This window comes from Lysinibacillus sp. FSL K6-4013, assembly GCF_038630435.1.
Classification (GTDB): domain Bacteria; phylum Bacillota; class Bacilli; order Bacillales_A; family Planococcaceae; genus Lysinibacillus; species Lysinibacillus boronitolerans.
On record NZ_CP152031.1, the window covers coordinates 2,800,191 to 2,821,075 of the forward strand.

The following is a 20,885-nucleotide window of genomic DNA, read 5'->3' on the forward strand; positions in this document are numbered from 1 at the left end:
AGGTTTTCATAGTGCCTCACAGGACAGCTTTAATGAATATCTATGCAAAAAGTCACAAGGACATGCACGCAATAATTAAATGGCTACAAGACAGGCTTTCGCTTTCTCAATTTGGATTTTTACTTGTTCAAAGCCAGTACCACCTAAGGAGTGGCGGCGGCGAACAGCCGCTTCTGGCGCCAGTACATCATAAATATCCGCTTCAATTAACGCACTTTCTTGCTGCATTTCTTCCAATGGTAAGTCTAATAAATATATGCCCTTTTGAATACATGTAAAGACTAGCTTACCAGTCACCTCATGTGCCTCACGGAATGGCATCCCCTTTGTAGCAAGGTAATCTGCTAGCTCCGTTGCATTTGAAAAATCAGCGTGAACAGCCTGATGTAAACGTTCCGTGTTGACAGTCATTGTACGAACCATACCTTCAAAGATTTTAAGTGAACCAAGAATCGTATGAACTGTGTCGAACATGCCCTCTTTGTCCTCCTGCATATCTTTGTTATACGTTAATGGTGTACCCTTTAATACCGTTAATAAGCCCATTAGATTCCCATATACACGCCCTGTTTTACCACGAATAAGCTCTGCCATATCCGGGTTTTTCTTTTGTGGCATTATCGACGAACCTGTAGAAAAGGCATCATCCAATTCGATAAATTTAAATTCATCTGTAGACCAGATAATAATTTCCTCAGCAAAGCGCGATAAATGGGCCATAAGTAAGGAGGAATGACTTAAAAATTCCACGATAAAATCACGATCACTTACAGCATCCATGGAGTTTGCATAAACCTCGCTAAACCCTAATAGCTCTGCTGATTTTAAACGGTCAATCGGGAAAGTTGTCCCTGCCATTGCCCCAGCACCTAAAGGTAAAATATCAATACGTTTTATGGATTCTGTAAAGCGTTGTTTATCACGCTCTAGCATCCAAAAATAAGCCATTAGATGGTGTGCAAAGGATATTGGCTGTGCACGTTGTAGATGCGTATAACCTGGTGCAATCGTTTCAATATGCTCTTGTGCTTTATCTAATAGCGTTTGTTGGAACGTCACAATTAAATCAATGGCTTCCTGCACACGCTTTTTCAAGAAGAGATGCATATCCGTTGCTACTTGGTCATTTCGGCTACGCCCTGTATGTAGTTTGCCACCGACAGGACCAATTAAATCAATTAACATTTTTTCTAAATTTAAGTGTATATCTTCATTGGCAACGCTAAATTCAAGCTCACCTGCGATTGCCTTATCTTTTAACTGGGCAAGACCACCTAGTATGGCCTCTACGTCAGCTGCTGGTAAAATTCCTGTGGCACCAAGCATTGTGACATGTGCAACACTACCTTCAAGGTCCTCTAGCACAAGTTGCTGGTCAAAGCCAATGGATGCGCCAAATTCGTCTACCCATGCTTCTGCTGATTTTTGGAAACGTCCACCCCAAAGTTTTGTCATGTCAGCTCACCTTTTCCTCGATTACTTATCAAAAGGTGTAGTATAAGCACAAATGCCCCACCACACCTTGCTTGTTCAACATTACTTTTTATTCACAGATGAGTTCACTACAGTTGGTAGACCCCATAACTCGATAAAGCCTACAGCGGAAGCGTGATTGAATTGATCTTCCTTCGAGTATGTTGCTAGCTTTTCACTGTATAATGAATTTGGTGATTTACGTCCTTCTACAATCGCATGTCCTTTAAATAGTTTCACACGTACTGTACCATTCACATATTGTTGTGTTTGCGCAAGGAATGCTTCAAGAGCATCACGTAATGGTGAGAACCATAGACCGTCGTAAATTAATTCAGAAAGTTTTTTCTCAATTACTGGCTTGAAGTGTGCTAATTCTTTTACAAGCGTTAAATCCTCAAGTTCTTTATGCGCTGTTAACAGTACTTTAGCACCTGGAATTTCATAAACCTCACGAGATTTAATACCAACTAAACGATTTTCAACGTGATCGATACGTCCTACACCATGAGCACCTGCTACTGCATTTAATTCTTGAATTAAATCAGCAAGCTTCATTTCTTTTCCGTTTAATGCTACTGGTTTACCAGCTACAAACTCGATTTCCACATACTCTGCTTCATTCGGTGCATTTTCAACAGAGACAGTTAAGCCATAAGCTTCTTCTGGCGGCGACACCCATGGGTCTTCCATGATGCCAGCTTCATTCGCACGGCCCCATAGGTTTTGGTCGATTGAGAATGGTGAATCCAATGTCGCAGGAATCGGTACATTATGCTTCATTGCATATTCGATTTCCTCATCACGGCTCCAGCCCCACTCACGTACTGGTGCTAATACCTCTAAATCTGGATTTAATGCTTTAATCGATACTTCAAAACGAACTTGGTCATTCCCTTTACCTGTGCAACCATGCGCAACAGCATCTGCGCCTACTTGATTAGCAATCTCTACAAGTTTTTTCGAGATAAGCGGACGGGAAAGTGCTGATACTAATGGATACTTTTGCTCATACCAAGTATGTGCTTGTAAAGAAATTAATGCATACCCTTCAGCAAATTCGTCTTTCGCATCCACCATATAAGATTCAATCGCTCCTACTTGAAGAGCTTTATTTTTTACGAATTCAAGATCTTTCCCTTCGCCAACGTCAAGACATACTGCAATTACGTCCCAACCTTGTTCTTTTAACCATGGAATTGCTACCGAAGTATCAAGTCCACCTGAATAAGCTAATACCACTTTTTTATTTGCCATTAAAAATGCGCCTCCATTGCTCTATCGATATGTATGTTTATACATTCATTTAAAAGTTTATACACGAATAGTATCATGTTATAAAAATAAATACAAGTGTATTTTTATAAATTCATAGACTTTTATTTTTATTGTCAAAAGTAAGTCGTTCCTTGTATAAGGTTGACAAGAAATCCATGGCAATTCACTCGAAAAAACGTTTTTTTACTATATATATAAATGTATACTATATAAATTTAGCAACGGACGAAAAAAAGAATCCAATATACAAACTGGATTCTTTCTAGCTACTTGGCAGATTGTATCCTATACAATACTTTTTTAGGATTAATCAAAATAAGTAGAACGGCCACCGCCGAATATAAAATGGCATTATACATGATTAAATCAATTAGGTTTCCATTGATGGAGCCGATAAAAAAATTAAAGAGCTGATGAATAATAATAGGAATCATTAAATTCTGATTGATCGTATAAAATACTGTCATGATGATGGTCGTAGCTATAATCGATAACATAAAGAAGAAGCTATATTTGAGCAAATCCATTCCCATAAACCCTGTTGTTAGCCATATCGGTAAATGCCACATTCCCCACCAAAAGCCTATGATAATAGAAGCTAGTAATGGAGAATACTTCTTTTGAAGCTCCAGCAGTGCAAAGCCCCTCCATCCTAACTCCTCACCCAGTGGTCCTGACAAAAGCGTTTTAACAAAATAAAAACTGAGCATGCCCCATGAAGACAGCGTAAAAATAGAGTTTTCTTCATAATTATTCATGATTTGAAACAAAATCATGATAAAGATAGCTGTTTGTATCATCACGATTAAAACAATTACTGAAAGTGACAATTTGTTTTTGAATTTTTGTTTGACAAAGTGTATAAAACGTTGCCCAGGATAGATTCTTGGAAATAGTAACGCAAAGGCAAAGGTGGATGACCAAGCCGATAGACAGCGTACGGTATCAAATAGCCAAGTAGGATAGCCTAATAGCTTGACGGCTCCTACAACACAGAAAAGTGGCCAAAAAATAATATTGGTTAAAATAATAAAGCTTGCTACTGGTTTTTTTAATTTCTTTTTTCTACGCAAGTAGATCCCCCATTTCATCTGAATATCTTCAGCATAAACCTAGGGGTTGCTCACAGGTCAAACCCATTTTGCCTTTATTTTATCGGTACATACATTTCTAAAAAAATACGTTCAAGCCCTTCTTCATAAGTGGTAAGCAATAAGTTGATATAAACAAGCCCTAAAAGCTCATAGCCATTTTCCTTAGCTACTTTTCTTATACTAGCCTCTACTTTATTGTCTGTATTTTTGACCAACGCCCATCTTCAATAACTGTATAAAGACATTTGGGATGCGCTAAAACTTCACCTTTAATTGGATGATCGCTATTTTCTACTTTCCTGACAACCATAAATTTATTTTCTAGCATTCCGCTATCATTGAACCGAATAACTCTTCTTAAAGATGTGAGAATTACCGCTTTCTTTATACTGTCTGCATTTTCTTTTAACGAGTCATATTCATCATAGGCTGTATAATGATCTATTTCGCCCATTATTTCTAATGGTTTCATTTCCTTTATAGTATACGTTCCTAAAAATTGGCTAATTTTTTGACAATCCTCTTTTACAAGCTGGAGCTTTTTTAATTGGAGCTTTTTATAAGCTATTTCCTCTAATACTTCTTGTTCCTTTTCTACTAACATTGATTGGATGTCATCTATACGCTTGCCTTTTCTCAATTCCTGAATCTTTTTGATTTCAACATCAATTTCTCTATAAAAATTGATTGTTGTGATATCGTATATATCAAAATGATTGTATATTCTATAGCCATTCTCACTTTTTTGCTGGGGCTTTACTAATCCCTTTTCTTCGTAAAATTTTAAGGTATCTCTAGAAACTCCTAAAAATTTTGCAACTTGACCAATTGTATACATCAAAGTCTCCTTTTCATCGCTTCCTCTTCACTACTATATCTACACGTATGTATAAATATGAAAAAAACCGTAGACATGCCCTTGAAGCATGTTTACAGTTCGCTATTTCTTATGAAAAAATGATTTGCCCAACCATTCTATGGTCGCTGGGGCTAATGCATACAATTTACTCGATAATCCCATAATTCTAGGCAGATTAATCTCACGAACAGGACGATCAATCGCTTTCACTGTCTCTTGAGCTACTTCCTCCGCTGACAATAAAAAGCGCCCTAAGGATTCTCGGTAGCCACTTGTATCATTGGCTTTATCTAAAAATGGTGTATCAATGGGACCAGGATGGATGGCTGTCACTTTTACATTGTATGGAGCCAATTCCATACGCAATCCATTGGTAAAACCGACAATAGCATGTTTCGTCGCAGCATAGACACTCGCTTTTGGTGTGGCCACCTTCCCAGCCTGAGAACCAATGAATATTAAATGACCCTGTTTGCGCTCTATCATCTTAGAGGCTAATCGTTTGGCAAGATAAATCGGTACACTAACATTTAATTCGATCATTTGCGCAATATCCTCATCCTGTAAAGCAGGGGCTATAGCAAACTTTCCTACACCTGCTGAAAGAATCGCTACATCAATCGGTGGTAGTTGGGCACAAACATTATCAAGTGTATGTAGATTGGTTAAATCTGCTTGGATCACTTGAGCACCTAAACGCTCTAGCACCTTTAGTGCAACGGCATTGCGACCTGTGGCATAAACGGTATGCCCTTGAGCTACTAATAATTCAGTTATTTTTAAGCCAACCCCACTTGTAGCTCCTGTCACAAAGATCGTTTTGTTAGGATGTTTCATGTATAAACCTACTTCCTTTGAAATAAATAGATACCTGCTTCTGTCTTCGTTGACGTAATATACTCATTGGCCTCTAGATAATCTAAATGACCAAGTGTTTTAGATAAAGTTAAACCAAGCTGATGCTGGAAGATAGCCGGATACAAGCGTTTTGTTACTTGGACAACTGTTAATTGATCATCGCCTAACAATTCAAAAACCTTCATTGATTGTTGGTGCTGTCGCTCTAATCGTTTATCAATTAACGACGGAATATCCTCTAGCTCTGCTCCATGCCCTGTGTGCATCATTTTGACAGGTAATTGACGTAGAATTTCTAGGGATGCATTATATTGTAGTAAAGATTTTGTACGTCCTACAGTACGATCCAATGGTGGCTCTATTAATGGATTGGGCGTTATTTTTTCAAGCAATAAATCTCCACCAATCACATGATGAGTTTTTTCATCCCAAAAAATGAAATGACTTTGTGCGTGACCTAATGTTTCGATTGCCTTTAATCCTGGATGCCCAGGCACTTCATCTCCATCTGCCAAAATTTGCGTTAATGGTCGTTCCCCTACAAGCTCCAATTCACGACGAACATGGACACTTTTTGTAATATATTCTTGTGGTACTCCATGCTCCAATAAACGTTCACTGTAAAATTGTTCATGATAGCGTAAAAAGTCTTCATCGTGACGAAGCCATTTGTCATTATAGGCATGTCCTAAAATTTCTGCATGTGGAAAAGCATCGACCCATCCCGCATGATCTGGATGATGATGGGTTAACACAACCTGTTCAATATCATGCATGTCAAAGCCTGCTGCTCGAATCCCCCATTTTAAAGCATCATAGGCTTCCATTGTTTTTGGACCAACATCAAAAATGCTAAGTGCATCGCCTTTTACAATAAATGCATTGACATCTCCTACTGCATAGGGTGTTGGTATTTCTATTTTGTATATAGACAAAGTTGTTTCCCCCTTTTCACGCACTTGTGAATACTGATTCATTCTATTTTACAAGTTTTTTCTGTTTTCGTCATCCTCCTGTTGACAGGTTGCCTATTCCTCACTATAATTTTGAATAATCTAATTATTTATGTGCGTTGAAGAAGACGAGTACGTAACTGGTGAAGGTGTTAGAGAGTGTTACATTTGCTGAGAGTAACATCACCCGCTCCCATTACCGAACCTACTTCTGAGCAGTTATGCAAACATAACCGTTTCCCTTGCGATAAGAGGGCTAAGAGTTGTGCCAACAATTGGCAAACAAAGGTGGTACCGCGGAAACGAGAGCGTTTTCGTCCTTCTAGATAAGGACGAGAGCGCTTTTTTATTTTGAACTGGAGGTATTGTTCATGAAAAAAATTTTATTTATCGGTGCAGGCTCAATGGCGGAAGCATTGATGCAAGGCTGGATTAAACAAAAGGTGTTTACACCACAGGAAATTTATGTCACCAATCGCTCTGACAAAGAACGCTTACATTTCTTGCATGAAACATATGGTGTCCATTGTGTGTTTGATCATGCGATTTTTCAACAGGCAGATCTGGTTATTTTAGCAATGAAGCCGAAAGATGCTATTGCTGCTATGTGTGATTTAAAGCCTAAACTTACAGCGCACACGGCTGTATTATCTATTTTAGCTGGCATTGCGATTGATACGATCACAGAATTTTTAGGGAGTCGGCCAGTAGCAAGGGTGATGCCGAATACTTCCGCTACAATCGGTATGTCAGCAAGTGGCATTGCATTCAATAACGAGGTAGCTGCAGACCAGCGTATCCTTTTCCTCCAGTTATTAGAGGCTGTTGGCTCCGTTATTGAAGTTGATGAGGATCAGTTACATGCTGTCACAGCCCTTTCAGGTAGCGGCCCTGCTTATATCTATTATTTAATGGAAGCTTTTGAACGAGTAGGGACGAAGGTAGGCTTATCGAAAGATACGGTGCGCTTGCTAATGACTCAAACACTTGCGGGGACAGCTGAGATGCTCAAACAGTCATTAGATGAACCAGATGTCTTACGCAAAAAGGTGACGAGTCCTGGTGGCACGACGGAGGCAGGGATACAGGCATTAGAGCAATATCAATTTAATGAAGCCATCGAAGCTTGCATTAAAGAAGCCGAGGCACGATCTCGTTCACTTGCAAATGGGTAGCATTATGTGCAAAATAGAGTGTATCACTAGGAATTAGGAGGCTTTATTTTGAGTAAATTATTCGAACCATATACTTTGCAATCTATCACCTTAAAAAACCGTGTCGTGATGGCGCCGATGTGCATGTACTCAGCACAAGACGATGGCATGGTGACACCCTTTCATTTCGTCCATTATGCCACACGTGCAGCTGGTCAAGTAGGCTTAATCATTTTAGAGGCTACTGGTGTTGTACCAGAAGGTCGTATCTCAAATAAGGATTTAGGGATTTGGGATGATGCACATATCGAAGGATTAAGTCAATTAGTTGAAGGGATGAAAGCGTACGGCGCTAAAACAGGCATCCAGCTTGCACATGCTGGTCGCAAAGCAACAGTGGACGGTGAAATTTTTGCTCCATCAGCTATTGCCTTTAGTTCAGACTATAAAACCCCAACAGAAATGACGGAAGAGGACATTCACTATGTCATCGAGGCATTTAAACAAGCAGCTGTTCGAGCTGCAAAGGCTGGCTTTGATGTACTAGAAATTCATGGCGCACATGGCTATTTAATTAGCGAGTTTTTATCACCTGCTACGAATAAACGTCAAGATCAATATGGGGGCTCACAGGAAAATCGATATCGCATTCTACGTCAAGTCATCGATGCTGTTCGCAGTGTATGGGACGGTCCTTTATTGGTACGTGTCTCTGCGGAAGATTATGCGGAAGATGGTACAACAATGGATGACTTTATTGTTTTTAGCCGCTGGATGAAATCTCAGGGTGTTGATTTAGTTGATGTGTCAACAGGGGGCGTTGTACCAGCAGCCATCAATGTCTTTCCAGGCTATCAGGTACCACATGCAGAAGCGATTAAGCATGGGGCTGATCTACCTACTGGTGCAGTTGGTCTGATTACAACAGCCATTCAAGCCGAAGAGATACTCCAAAATAATCGTGCAGATTTAATATTCTTAGCGCGTGTTTTATTACGAGACCCTTACTGGGCACTACATGCAGCTAAAGAGCTTGGAGAAGACGTGCAGCCTCCCGTACAATACGTTCGTGGTTGGTAATTTCATTTCCATCAAAAAACAGCTTGTGATCCAGCAAGCTGTTTTTTCATTAGAAAAGTGGATTTTGTTTTAATTCTTCATCAATAGCCTGTACCAATGTCTCTGCGTCATCTGCTGTCACAACTTCTCCATTTACTATGGCAAAAATACCTTGCTCACAGATTTCACAATGGGATGTACAACCAGACTCCTCTATCTCAATATCATCCCGTTCTATTAATACATCATACGCATCCGCCGCACCAAGTGATAAATTAGTGATACAAAACTCCACTCTATTTTTTAGCTGCTGTGGTTCTTTCTTTTTTTTAAAAAGAGAAAATACCATGTTTATTACCCCCTACTCTCTAAAAACGATCATACCATAATTCGATAAACTCTATGAAAACCCTTACACAGAACACCATCATTTCATTATCATTTTTGACCATCTTGTGAATTATAAATAATTTCTAGTTTGTAATAAATCTAATAATCCATCTGGTACTTGTGTAGATTCCTTATAAAACAAGTATACGGGTACACTCGGTAATGGGAAATCTTCAAAAGGAACTATATTAAATCGGCCCTCCATGCGTTCTTTTCTTACAATCATACGAGGTAAAAACGACAACCCTAAACCATCCTTTATTAGCCTTTTCACCACATAGGATTGAGAAATGGATACTTGCTTCGTTAAAACATATTTTTCTCGTAATTTACGTAATAGCTCTCCCCAAATTGTTGGATGATGGTGCGTAAATAAAGTATACGTTTGAAATAACTCCTCATAATCAATATACGTGCCTGTTTCATCATCATAGGCATCAAGGGGAATTACTAACTCTAATGGGCTATCGATCAGAAGTTCTTGATGCCAATGTCGATAACGTGTTGGTAATAATGAAATGCCAATATGAGCTTGATCCTGATTGACTAAATCCTCTATTTTAGCTGAATCCTCTACTAAAATTGAGATCTCAATTGAAGGGTTATCATTGATAAATTGATAGATCACATGTGGTAGAATCGTTTCAACCATTAACGGGGTCATAGCAATTATAACCTTTTCTTGAATACCTTTACTTGCTAATCGAATCCGTTCAATGCTTAGTTCCCACTGTTTGACCATTTCCTGTGCCTCTACTTGAAAAAGCCTTCCAGTGTCTGTTAATTGCACACGATTTTTTTCACGCTTAAATAATTGTACATGTAGAAATTCCTCTAACTGCTGAATATGAACCGTTATACTTGGCTGGGATAAATGAAGTTGTTCCGCTGCTGTACGAAAATTACAGGTCTGGGCTGCGACGATAAAAGACTGTAACCATTTATATTCCAAAACCTCACCTCATTGATTAATAATCTTAATTAAATTTATTAAATATATTTAATTTACTAAATTATACAATAAGAATAGACTAATGATGAACTAGATTATGTATGCAAAAGGAGCGAAGCATATGCAGCACACGATATTAAGTCGTCAATTTCAGATGTTTGCACAACAGGAATGTCAAGGCTCAAGCCCGCTGTATGAACATTTAGCAAATAAAATTGCCGATGATGAAGATTTGTTAGATATTGCCTCCTTGATCCCACAGGGTCAGCCTGCACCCAATTTATTGTTAGCAGCAGTTCATTATTTATTAGCTACATCCAATGATCCTTTGACAAATTATTATGCATCTTTCACACCTTTCCCGCATCCAATACAGGAGGTGTTCCCTATTTTTAAAGCATTTGTACTGTCACATACAAATGAATTAACGACATTGTTTCAAGAAAAGCTGGTACAAACAAATGAAATTCGACGTTGTGCGTATCTCTACCCAATGATGACTGAAATCTATGCCAAACATCAACAACCATTGGCTTTCATCGAAATTGGCGCAAGTGCTGGGCTTCAGCTTGGCATGGATCACTACAATTATTGCTATAACCAACACGTAGCGATTACTAATACTAAGAATGATATCGTGTTGATCTCAGAAAATCGTGGTGAAACTTTGCCTGCCTCTTTGTCAAAGCCTCCTGTTGTTTGGCAGAGAATAGGGATCGATTTACACCCAATTGATCTTGGTAATAAAGAAGAAAGTCAATGGCTTCAAGCGTTAATTTGGCCTGAACATCATGAACGTAGAATGTTATTCAATCAGGCTCTTCCCATCATCAATCAATTAGATATTCAGTTGGTAAAAGGGGATGCGATTCAACTGATTAAAGAGCTCAGTCGAACAATAGAGCAAGAGGCGATGTTAGTGATTTATCATACACATGTCGCAAATCAAATACCAATTGAATTACGTCATACATTAATAGAGCAATTAAAAGAAATTAGCCTAGAGCGACCTCTTTATCATTGCTATAACAATTTATTTGATACAAAACTTCATCAAGATTTTATAGATCAAGGCACTATAGAATCCATTCGTACAATGGCGCGTCCAGATGGGCATGCACGATGGTTTGAATGGTCAAATAGCTAGCCTTGACACAAAAAGAAACGCTGTGTCAGACTACTTCACAGCGTTTCTTCTATTAATCTTTAAAAATCATATTCAGCATCTTTTTTGGCTCGAATTTCTGCAAAAGCCTCTGTAACCATCACGGTATCCTCCGCTAACCGTTCTAAACGAAAAAGGACATCATCATTGACAATTTCTTTACGTAAAAAATCCTTTTCTTCTATAAATACATAGGTCGGTACGATGTGCGCTTTCATATAAGCAAGGATCGGCTTTAGTTGCTGTTCCACCATTAAATAATGCTTGGATGTACCTGCTGTAACAATAACACTGACGACTTTATCGCGGAAGGCATTGACAGGTAAAAGGTCAAAGATGTTTTTTAATGTAGCTGGTATAGATGCTTGGAATGTTGGCGTCCCAATAACGATTGCATCTGCAGCCATAATGGTTTCCGTCACATATTTTGTATCGCCTTCATATTCAAAGTAATTACGTCCATCACTAAAAACTAGCTGATAGTCAGCAAGATCTAGTAATGTTACTTCATGCTGTGGGTATTTTTCTTGTAACATCTCGACCATTTTTTGCGTAGCTGTTCTTGTTTTTGAGCCGACAATAGAACCCGCAAGTGCGACAATTTTCATAATGAGCCACTCCTTATTTCGCTGTGTGTTTTTTTATCGCTGGAATTATATCATTACCAATGATTTCAATATTTTTCATCAATTTTTCGAATGGTACGCCACCAAAATCGATTTGTGCCATAAAGCGTTGCATGCCATATAGTTCGTATTGATAAAGTAGTTTTTCAATAATTTGCTCTTTACTGCCCACCATTAAAGCATCACGTGTATCAGGCGCTTGTGCAAATTGTTGCTTTGGATAGCCCCCACCACGAATAGCTTGGAAACCACCGTTTAAATGTGGATACATGCCCTGCAATGCCTCTTTTGTTGTGTCTGCTACATAAAACAAGCTTGTTGTGGCAATAGGTAATTCATTTGGGTCAAAACCTTTGCGCTCTGCCGCTTCGCGATAGGCATCCACAGATGGTTTAAAGTTGATAGCAGGGCCACCTAATGTTGTAAGCATCATCGGAATGCCCATATATCCTGCTTTAATGGCGCTGGCAGGTGGTCCACCCACCGCACGCCATATTGGCAACGAGCCGTTTTTTGGCTGCGGTAAAATTTGTGCATGGTGGAGTGGGGCTCTGAATTGCCCTTCCCAAGTCACAAGCTCCTCGTCATTGATTTTCATAAGAAGCTCTAATTTTTCCTCAAAAATTTCTTCATAATCTTGTAAATCAACACCTAGTAAGTGATAGGCACCGACACGGGAGCCACGTCCCGCTACAATTTCTGCACGACCATCTGATAATAAATCAATTGTGGCAAAATCCTCATATACTCGTACAGGGTCTGAAACACTTAATACCGTTGCGGAGCTAGACAATTTAATGGTCGAAGTTGCTTGTGCGATAGCACCTAACACGACCGTATGTGCCTGTGTTGTAAAATAAGACTGATGACTTTCACCTATACCAAATACATCAATTCCAGCTTGCTCTGCTAATTGACTTGCCTCGACTAGCTCTTTTAGTCGTTGTTGAGCAGAAATACGCTCGCCCGTTAGTGGATTAGGGATATGATCACCTAAAGAGTACAGTCCGAATTCGAGTCCTTGTGCTTGATCAATACGATATTTTTCCATCATGTGTTATCTCTCCTTATTCAAGCGGTTCTAAAATAGCTTCAATTTCTGAACGTCTCTCTTCTAAAAATGGCGGGAGGTCTAACTCTTTGCCAAGTTCTTCCACTGCTGAATCTACCGTAAACCCTGGCCCATCTGTCGCCATTTCAAATAAAATACCGTTACGATCTCTAAAATATAGACTTTGGAAATAATAACGATCAACCACACCAGTACTATCCAATCCAAGCTCCTTGATTTTGGTATCCCATTGCTGTAATTCTTCAACAGTTGCAACACGTAACGCAAGATGGTGAATACTGCCTTTACCAGGTTTCTCGCTTGGTCCTTCTAATTCTTTGACAACAATCTCGCCAAGTACTTCCCCTTCTATCGATTGTAGGACCGTTTCTTTGTCCTTTTCTGCAATAACTGTATAGTGAAATAAATCTTGTAATAAATTGACCGTTCTTGGTAAATATCGCACAGTGATTTCAATAGTCCCCATGCCTAAAATACGATGTTCCTTCGGTATATCATTTCCATCCCATGGTTGCCATTGAGCAGGCGTTTCTTGTCCTTGGTGGTTTAACAATACCATCCGTAAACCTTCATGATCTTCAAAAAATAAAGCCTCTTTGCCTGCATAAGTAGTGATATCGCTATGTTCTACCTCTAGCTGCTGAAAGCGTTCTTTCCAATATAGTAGGCTTTCGAAGCTAGGTACAAGTAAGCCAATACGTGTAATAACATTCGTCCCTCGCACTGTACGTCCTGCAACAGGCATTTCAAAAAATGTTAATTCTGTACCTGCTGCGCCTGTTAAGTCTCCATAAAATAAGTGATACATGGAAGGTGAGTCTTGATTCACCGTTTTTTTCACACGTCGTAACCCTAAAATAGTTGTGTAGAAATGATTATTCTGTTTACCATTTTTCGTTAGCATTGATATATGATGGTGTCCGCTTAATTTGTTCATCATAATTGTTCCTCCTCATTATTTTCACTTGACTAAGCAAGTGATTTCACAAAAAAAATTACACGGGCGGCAATTTTTTTTCTCGGCTATGTTTTTCAAGTTTTGTCATCGCAATATATAAAGATTTAATTTCTTCAGCTGATAATACTTCTTCAAAAAACGAAGACTGGAAGTGAAGTTGACTAGGTGTTGCTGCATCAATCATTTGCTCCCCTTTTGATGTCAATGAGATGGTTTTCGTCTTCCAATTTTGTTTACGCTCGATTAGTCCCTCTTTTTCTAGTCGGGCAAGCATGCGAGACATGCCACCTTGTGTTACAGTTACTTTTTCTGCTAATTGAGACTGTGTAATCGGGGCATATGTTTTAATCTGGATTAACACATCAAATTGTGCTGTCGTTAAGTCGAAACGTTTTAAAAATTCATTCGATAACTGATTACTTTGCGTTGTAAAGCGCATCATCCGAATCCACGTTAGGGTACCTAGTGTATGATTTCTCATGACTTCACCCTCCCTTCAGTTATCACTTTACCACGCAAGTGATACTTCCGCAAGAAAAATATCTCGAATTTAAGATATTTTTTTAACATAGGGAGACCCCCTATATGATGCCAGGTGTTGTAACAGGATATAAATTGCCCTTAAGAGCAAAAGATATTCTACCCGTTTCTTCTGATACAACCATTATCAGTGCATCACTTACTTCACTCAATCCCAGCGCAGCACGATGTCTTGTACCTAATTTCTTTTCCCCTGTATAACGCTCTGATAATGGCAGTACATTTGCTGCTGACTCAATTAGATTTTGATTGACAAGTACTGCGCCATCGTGAAGTGGATTACCAGGGAAGAAAATTGACTCTAATAAAGAATGGGTTAAATCTGCCCCAATATGAATACCAGGCTGAATCAGATTCTCTAAAGTATCCTGTCGTTGGATGACAATTAAACCACCATGTCTTCTCAAAGACATATTTTGCACACTGTGTGATAGCTCTGGATACTTTTCAGTAAACGGGGAAAGATAACAATTTAAATAGAACGTTGCAGCTTTCATTTCAATTGTCATAAACTTCTCTTTAATTTTCTCAAAATTACCGAGGAGACAATTTGTATCTGTATCCATTTCCTGCACACTGTGCTGTAAGGACAGGATCACTTGGAGAAGCTCATCTTTTAATGTTTCTTTCATTGGTGAAAAATCACAATTTGTTGGATTCACAAAAAGCACCTCTCTTTTTTCTTCTCTTAGTTTCTCTACATAGGTTATTTTTATGCATATTAGAAAAGAAGGTTATCGAGTTGGTTGTTCCTTCTTTACATACAGAGACAATAGTAGTCCAATGCTACTTAAAATCGTTGTGGCGATAAAAGCAGTTCGAATACCATTTAGCATCGCATCAGCTACTCCTAACTCATGTTGTAAAGTAGTCACAGTACTCATGATCGTTACAAGTAAGGCCGTTACTAATGCACCTCCAACCATACGCAATGTACTGTTCATCGCTGTTGCATGGGCCATTAAATGTGTAGGTAACGCATTCATGCCAGCCGTTGTCAGAGGCATCATAATCATTGATATTCCAAAGGAAATCATCGTAAACAGCCCTGCCAGTAGCCAAAGTTTCGTGTTCAATGAGATCGTTATCAGCAGACTTGTGCCAAGGAAAATACATGTGAATCCTACTACTGCTAAGCCTTTCCCTCCAACTTTATCAAAAATCTTACCCGTCACTGGAGACATAAAGCCCATCACTAGAGCACCAATTAATAAAACTAATCCTGTTTCAAGTGCAGAAAGTTGACGTACGTTTTGAATATAAAAGGTTAATAGTATTTGCGTACCAATCATAATGGCATAGACCAAACTTGATAGGAAGGTTGTGATCGAGAACATAGTAGATTGAAAGACACGAAATTCTAGCATGGGTTTGGGTAATCGTAGCTGACGCCTAATAAATAAAGCCAACATCGTCCCACCCATCCCTAATGTGACAGCAACCTGTATGGATTGGAAACCAGCTGTTCCTGCAATACTAAAGCCATATAACAAGCCTCCCCAACCTAATGAAGAGAACACGATAGAAAGAGTGTCTAACTGCTCTTCTTTTTTAGACGTTACATTTTTCATAAAAATCGTCGCTACTGTCAATACCACGACTGAAACAGGGAGGACAGTAAAAAATAAATGCCGCCATGTAAGATGTTCTAAAATCCAGCCAGATAATGTTGGGCCAACTGCTGGCGCAAAACCTGTGACTAGACCAGCTAGCCCCATAATCGAACCCCGCTTTTCTTTTGGATACATCGTTAATAAAATCGTTTGCATTAACGGCATAATCACCCCTGCTCCCGCTGCTTGAATAACTCTTGCGATAAGCAAAATTGTAAAGGTTGGTGCAAAGGCGCCTAAAAATGTACCGATACTAAATAAGGTGAGGGCAACGATTAGCAGCAATCGATTTGAAAAACGACCAATTAAAAAAGCTGTAATAGGTATGAGTATTCCATTCGTCAATAAATATACCGTCGTGAGCCATTGTGCTAAATTAGCATGAATCTTAAAATCTTCCATAATGGGCGGCATCGCTATGAGTAATAAAGTTTGGTTGAGAATAGACACAAATGCGGCGGATAGTAAAATTGCTACTATCACATTTCTTTTTTCCTTCATGTTGAATCCCCTTTAATTTGTTAGTTAGTTATAACTAACATTTTATTTAAAAAATATATAAAAGCTTTGAGAGTGGAGCATTAAATACAGACTCCACCCACAAAAGTAGCTACTAAATGATGAACAAAACTTTCCTTTTGTTTTTTTAAAAAATGTTCATCCCATAATGCATTGGATACAAAGAAACCAAAAAGGCTCGTTAAAAAAACAGTGGCCTGCCCATTTGTATCAATATCCTTCATCTTTCCCTGTTCGATTTGTGCTTGAAAATAACCTTCCAATAATTTTAGTAATTGTTTGGTTTGGTTATCCGAAATAAGATCCATTACTCCAGATAGTATACTTCTATCTTGTGTAGTAATGAGAAATATCGCTTTATTTTTTTCCATAAAAGCTAGATAAGCGTTAGCAATTTGCTGTAAGTCATTCACTAGATTTCCTGATAAATCTTGAGCAAATAACTGTTCAAAGTATGGAATATAAGAATGTCTATCGAGTACAGCTTGTAGAATCCCCATTTTTGTTTCAAAATGGCGAAAAACAGTCATTTCACTCACTCCAGCGGTTAAAGCAATGTCTTTCACAGAGACATTGGAGTAGCCCCTTTCAGTCATTAAGCTTGTTGCAGCAGCAAGAATTTTATCCTTTGTATCTTTTTTCATTTTACACGTCCTATAAATGTTAGTTATGACTAACAAAAATATAGAGGATTAAACCCAATTTGTCAAAAAAAATGTGTTGTTATTAGAACATCCTCTAATAACAACACTTGTGAGTTACATATGCCCTGCTCGAATTTTCTTTACGATGCTGAAAGTCGTGTAGGCAGCAGCGGGTGCTAATACGACAATAAAAATAATCCACACAGTTAAATTATTTGTCGCTTTTAATGTTTCATAATTTGTCATGACAAAAATAATTAGACCGAATAATAGTAAATAGCTCAGCACATTTGGAAAAATGACGATTAATCGCAATAATGCTGGCGGCATCTTTTGTTGATTCATTTAAACCACACCCCTTTTTTCAATTATACGGGAATCTAGTGATTTATCGTACTATATTTTTCCTTTTATACTTTATATTTGCCTGCTGATAGTTGGAGATTTTCCGCTGTTGTATTCAATTGATCGATAAATGCGGTCATACTTTCCATATTTTCCGCTTGATGCTTAGCCTTTTGGGCAACGGCATCAACACTTTGCGATGTTTGCTTAGCCAAGAGCGAAACATCTTCCATGGTAGCTGTTACTTCCTCTGTACTTGCAGCAATTTCTTCGGTGGAGCTTGATACTAAATCCACTTGTGTTGCTAACACCTGTACATCATTATGAATGCCTTCAAACGAGTGCTGTGCTTGTTGTACGATTGCACGTCCTGCATGTAGTACATCTGCTGTCGCTTGGATGGTTGCTACAATATTGGCTGTTTCCTTTTGGACATTTATCACCACCTGTGTAATTCTATCCGCCGCACTCTTAGAATCTTCTGCTAATTTACGAACTTCTTCAGCTACAACCGCAAAGCCTTTTCCCGCTTCACCTGCACGCGCCGCTTCGATAGATGCATTCAATGCCAGTAAATTCGTTTGATCAGAGATCCCCGTAATCACATTGGTAAATTCCCCAATCATAGTAGATAATTTTTCAAGTTCCTGTGTTCCAATCACCGCAAAATTTGTTTTCTCATGAATCGTCACTAATTGCTTTTGTAAGGACTGCATAATTTGTAATCCATTATCTGCGTTTTCCTCGGTATTACGCGAAATACTAGAAATTTCTGCTATAGATTCCGAAATATATTGAATACTGCGTGCCAATTCCTCCATTGAGTGTGCACTGTCAGCCGTATTATTTTGTTGGGCAAAGGAGGCCTGAGCGACCTGACTAGATTCTCCTTGGATAATTGTGGCTGATTCAAGTGTTTCATGAGCATTTTCTTGAATCGTATAGGTAGCTTCTTTTATTTGATTGGCCCCTTGCTTTAATTCATACATAATTTGTTGGAAATTATCCATCATCCCATTAAATGAAGTCACTAATTGGCCAATTTCATCCTTGGCATTGATCGGAATACGCTTTGTTAAATCCGCTTCACCTTTACTAATTTCCTCTAAAGAATTTCGCACGCTTAAAATACGAGCTACTTGTTTGGAAATAGATAGGCCTGTAGTGAAGAAAATCACACAAACTACGATCAACGAAGCCACAATTGTACCTACTAAAATATGCGATAGGACGGCATTGGATACAATAATCGCTAAGTATGTACCGTTCGATAATGGTTTCACATATTGCGTGACACGTGTGCCATCATAGCGCCCTGAAAATTCAGTCGACTTTTGTGCTGAAAATTGGGCTGGCTCAAAACCAATATCCGCTAAATTTTGTTTTGCTGTAGCGGCAATGGCTTGGCCTTTTTCATCTACAATAGCGGCGAATAATACGGTTGAGGATAAATAGTTGTTCAGTTGATCGATATAAGATTCACTGCCGATACTTGCTTCTAAATCTAGTAGCTGCTGTCCATGGCGAGCCACCTGTACAATTTGTGGAGTTGCTGGATTCCAGCTACCTACCCCGACAAATTTGAAAAATTGATCATCGACATCGCGAATTTGTGCTTTTTGGACAATTTCTTTCGCTCTTCCATCTAAAAGTTGCATATATTCGGCAGCTTGTCCGTTTGGATCAGCGCCAAAGTTAAAATCAACAGTTGGAGCTACTGATGTCACCGTTGTATTCCCTTTATTATCTGTACTCCAAATCTCATCGATGCCACCACGCTCAGCAATGGCCCTTAAATCCTCATATGTAGCACCTTTGTCAATGATGTAAGAAGCCATTACAGATTCGGCAATCATTTCTTTTTCCATAATTTCTTCTGCTTTTTCTCTAGATTGAATCGCTCCTTCCAACCCCATGACAATGGAGTTGGCGATTGCTTCTCCATTGCTTTTTTCACTTTTATATGTAGCTTGATAAACATAAATAGAAAATGCCGCTATAATGAACACCACAATGCCCATAATCTCCAGAAGCATTTTCCATTTCATTGACTTTCTCATGATGAGATCCCCCTAAAAATTACGATTATTTCCACTTCATCATACAATATGACTTCCATATATTTCATTAACTATTTATTAAATATAAAATAATAAGTTTTGAAGTAGTTTAAATTGTCATTAATTTGTAAAAATTTCGAAATAGCAGATCATTTAGGAAAAATTTAACTATTTTGTACGATTAGAGGCATGCAAAAAAGGATATTTCTCATGAGTGAACAGTAATATTTAAACAAAATTAGCTATAAACCTTTAGGACGATAAACTAAAAACATCTATTAGAAGAATCTCCTCTAATAGATGTTTTTTATTTTATAATTATATCAGAATAATTTATTGTGTTGCCATGTATAGACGGCTTGATCAGCTGTTAGGAATGTATTCGGAAAAATTTCCTGTGCTTCAGCTAAAAATTGAGGTAAGTCATATGGGAGAAAACGTGCGCTTAAATGATTTAATAATAAATAGTGTGCACCAGCTTGCTGTGCGACTTTTGCAGCCTCCACATTTGTTGCATGACCATAGCTTGCTGCTAAATCTGTTGTTGTACCATCAAAAGTCGCTTCATGGACAATGATATCAGCACCCATTGATAATTGGATCGCTTCTTCACAATATTTCGTATCACCTAAAACTGACAACGTAAAGCCCTTTTTGGCTGGTGCCACCACGTCTTTTGCTAGTACCACATCACCATTTTCAAGTACAATATCGTGGCCATTTTTTAATTGCCCTAGCAAAGGTCCCTTTGGAACGCCAAGTGCCTGCGCTTTGTCAATTAATAATTCGCCTGGTAAATCCTTTTGTTCAATACGATAACCATAGCAAGGTACAACATGGCGCAATTCCTTAGCATAAATTGTAAAATAAGCATCCTCATAAATAATGCCTTCTTGTACTTCTACAAAGCGCAAAGGATATGTTAAATGGGTTTTTGATAGGGCCAATGTTTGTTCAATCCACTGCTGTAAGCCAGATGGCCCGAAGATCGTTAGCGGCTCATCCCCACCCTGAAAGGAACGTGAGCTTAAAAAGCCTGGAAGTCCAAAAATATGATCCCCATGTAAATGTGTAATAAAAATTTTCGTCACTTTCCGTGGCTTTAACGACGTATGAAGGATTTGATGCTGTGTCGCCTCCCCACAGTCAAATAGCCACATTTCACTCACTTCATCTAATAGCTTTACCATCAGAGCACTTGTATTTCGTTCTTTTGAAGGCATGCCTGCGCCTGTCCCTAGAAAATGTAGCTGCACATATGCCACCTCACTTC

Annotated in this window: 20 protein-coding genes and 1 pseudogene; 3 read left to right on the top strand and 18 right to left on the bottom strand. The window is 38.6% G+C overall.

All coding sequences use genetic code 11. The features are described from left to right. Positions 1–75: 75 nt before the first annotated feature. From argH to MHB39_RS13925, 6 genes and pseudogenes are all read right to left on the bottom strand, one after another. Positions 76–1,455: an argininosuccinate lyase gene (gene argH, locus MHB39_RS13900; protein WP_016992885.1), complete on the bottom strand. Its 1,380-nt coding sequence runs from the start codon at positions 1,453–1,455 to the stop codon at positions 76–78. An 81-nt stretch (positions 1,456–1,536) separates the two neighbouring features. Beyond that, positions 1,537–2,730 carry an argininosuccinate synthase gene (locus MHB39_RS13905; protein WP_004231366.1) on the bottom strand — a complete coding sequence of 398 codons (1,194 nt, stop codon included), beginning with the start codon at positions 2,728–2,730 and terminating at the stop codon, positions 1,537–1,539. A 287-nt stretch (positions 2,731–3,017) separates the two neighbouring features. Further along, the gene (locus MHB39_RS13910) at positions 3,018–3,824 is read right to left on the bottom strand and encodes a type II CAAX endopeptidase family protein (RefSeq protein WP_342544186.1); all 807 of its coding nucleotides are present in this window, start codon (positions 3,822–3,824) and stop codon (positions 3,018–3,020) included. 74 nt (positions 3,825–3,898) lie between these two features. Beyond that, positions 3,899–4,683, bottom strand: a pseudogene (locus MHB39_RS13915) (MerR family transcriptional regulator). Positions 4,684–4,785: 102 nt separating this feature from the next. Beyond that, positions 4,786–5,541: an SDR family NAD(P)-dependent oxidoreductase gene (locus MHB39_RS13920; RefSeq protein ID WP_342544187.1), complete on the bottom strand. Its 756-nt coding sequence runs from the start codon at positions 5,539–5,541 to the stop codon at positions 4,786–4,788. An 8-nt stretch (positions 5,542–5,549) separates the two neighbouring features. Next, positions 5,550–6,539 (bottom strand): MBL fold metallo-hydrolase, encoded by a 990-nt coding sequence (locus MHB39_RS13925; protein WP_176408510.1) that lies wholly within the window; start codon positions 6,537–6,539, stop codon positions 5,550–5,552. A 347-nt stretch (positions 6,540–6,886) separates the two neighbouring features. Between MHB39_RS13925 and proC the strand changes: the two genes are divergently transcribed. Further along, complete coding sequence (proC, locus tag MHB39_RS13930; RefSeq protein WP_258859954.1) at positions 6,887–7,690, top strand: pyrroline-5-carboxylate reductase; 804 nt, start codon at positions 6,887–6,889, stop codon at positions 7,688–7,690. Positions 7,691–7,738: 48 nt separating this feature from the next. Beyond that, on the top strand, positions 7,739–8,749 hold the full coding sequence (gene namA, locus MHB39_RS13935) for an NADPH dehydrogenase NamA (protein ID WP_258859953.1): 1,011 nt from the start codon (positions 7,739–7,741) through the stop codon (positions 8,747–8,749). Positions 8,750–8,798: 49 nt separating this feature from the next. Here namA and MHB39_RS13940 read toward each other — a convergent pair whose 3' ends face one another. Beyond that, positions 8,799–9,077 carry a DUF1450 domain-containing protein gene (locus MHB39_RS13940; protein WP_312125338.1) on the bottom strand — a complete coding sequence of 93 codons (279 nt, stop codon included), beginning with the start codon at positions 9,075–9,077 and terminating at the stop codon, positions 8,799–8,801. A gap of 111 nt (positions 9,078–9,188) precedes the next feature. Further along, on the bottom strand, positions 9,189–10,070 hold the full coding sequence (locus MHB39_RS13945) for a LysR family transcriptional regulator (RefSeq protein WP_342544196.1): 882 nt from the start codon (positions 10,068–10,070) through the stop codon (positions 9,189–9,191). Positions 10,071–10,191: 121 nt separating this feature from the next. Here MHB39_RS13945 and MHB39_RS13950 point away from each other — a divergent pair, with 121 nt between their 5' ends. Then, the gene (locus tag MHB39_RS13950) at positions 10,192–11,217 is read left to right on the top strand and encodes a DUF2332 domain-containing protein (RefSeq protein WP_258859951.1); all 1,026 of its coding nucleotides are present in this window, start codon (positions 10,192–10,194) and stop codon (positions 11,215–11,217) included. Between the two features lie 59 nt (positions 11,218–11,276). On the opposite strand, the gene MHB39_RS13955 is transcribed toward MHB39_RS13950, so the two are convergent. The 10 genes from MHB39_RS13955 to rnz form a co-directional block, all read right to left on the bottom strand. After that, positions 11,277–11,843 carry an NADPH-dependent FMN reductase gene (locus MHB39_RS13955; protein WP_112118365.1) on the bottom strand — a complete coding sequence of 189 codons (567 nt, stop codon included), beginning with the start codon at positions 11,841–11,843 and terminating at the stop codon, positions 11,277–11,279. A 13-nt stretch (positions 11,844–11,856) separates the two neighbouring features. Next, positions 11,857–12,912, bottom strand: a complete 1,056-nt coding sequence (locus tag MHB39_RS13960) for an LLM class flavin-dependent oxidoreductase (protein WP_036218710.1) — start codon at positions 12,910–12,912, stop codon at positions 11,857–11,859. A gap of 16 nt (positions 12,913–12,928) precedes the next feature. After that, entirely contained in the window at positions 12,929–13,870 is a 942-nt protein-coding gene (locus tag MHB39_RS13965) for a ring-cleaving dioxygenase (protein WP_342546919.1), read from the bottom strand. A 58-nt stretch (positions 13,871–13,928) separates the two neighbouring features. Then, positions 13,929–14,372 carry a MarR family transcriptional regulator gene (locus MHB39_RS13970; protein WP_048392361.1) on the bottom strand — a complete coding sequence of 148 codons (444 nt, stop codon included), beginning with the start codon at positions 14,370–14,372 and terminating at the stop codon, positions 13,929–13,931. A 100-nt stretch (positions 14,373–14,472) separates the two neighbouring features. After that, positions 14,473–15,093, bottom strand: a complete 621-nt coding sequence (gene cdaS / locus MHB39_RS13975; RefSeq protein ID WP_342544204.1) for a sporulation-specific diadenylate cyclase CdaS — start codon at positions 15,091–15,093, stop codon at positions 14,473–14,475. Between the two features lie 72 nt (positions 15,094–15,165). Continuing rightward, complete coding sequence (locus tag MHB39_RS13980; RefSeq protein WP_016993128.1) at positions 15,166–16,545, bottom strand: DHA2 family efflux MFS transporter permease subunit; 1,380 nt, start codon at positions 16,543–16,545, stop codon at positions 15,166–15,168. 80 nt (positions 16,546–16,625) lie between these two features. Beyond that, positions 16,626–17,207, bottom strand: a complete 582-nt coding sequence (locus MHB39_RS13985; RefSeq protein WP_036077407.1) for a TetR/AcrR family transcriptional regulator — start codon at positions 17,205–17,207, stop codon at positions 16,626–16,628. Between the two features lie 114 nt (positions 17,208–17,321). Beyond that, positions 17,322–17,552 carry a hypothetical protein gene (locus MHB39_RS13990; RefSeq protein ID WP_009370265.1) on the bottom strand — a complete coding sequence of 77 codons (231 nt, stop codon included), beginning with the start codon at positions 17,550–17,552 and terminating at the stop codon, positions 17,322–17,324. 65 nt (positions 17,553–17,617) lie between these two features. After that, positions 17,618–19,612, bottom strand: a complete 1,995-nt coding sequence (locus tag MHB39_RS13995) for a methyl-accepting chemotaxis protein (RefSeq protein WP_342544206.1) — start codon at positions 19,610–19,612, stop codon at positions 17,618–17,620. Between the two features lie 323 nt (positions 19,613–19,935). Beyond that, positions 19,936–20,868, bottom strand: a complete 933-nt coding sequence (rnz, locus tag MHB39_RS14000; protein WP_342544207.1) for a ribonuclease Z — start codon at positions 20,866–20,868, stop codon at positions 19,936–19,938. Between the last annotated feature and the right edge of the window lie 17 nt (positions 20,869–20,885).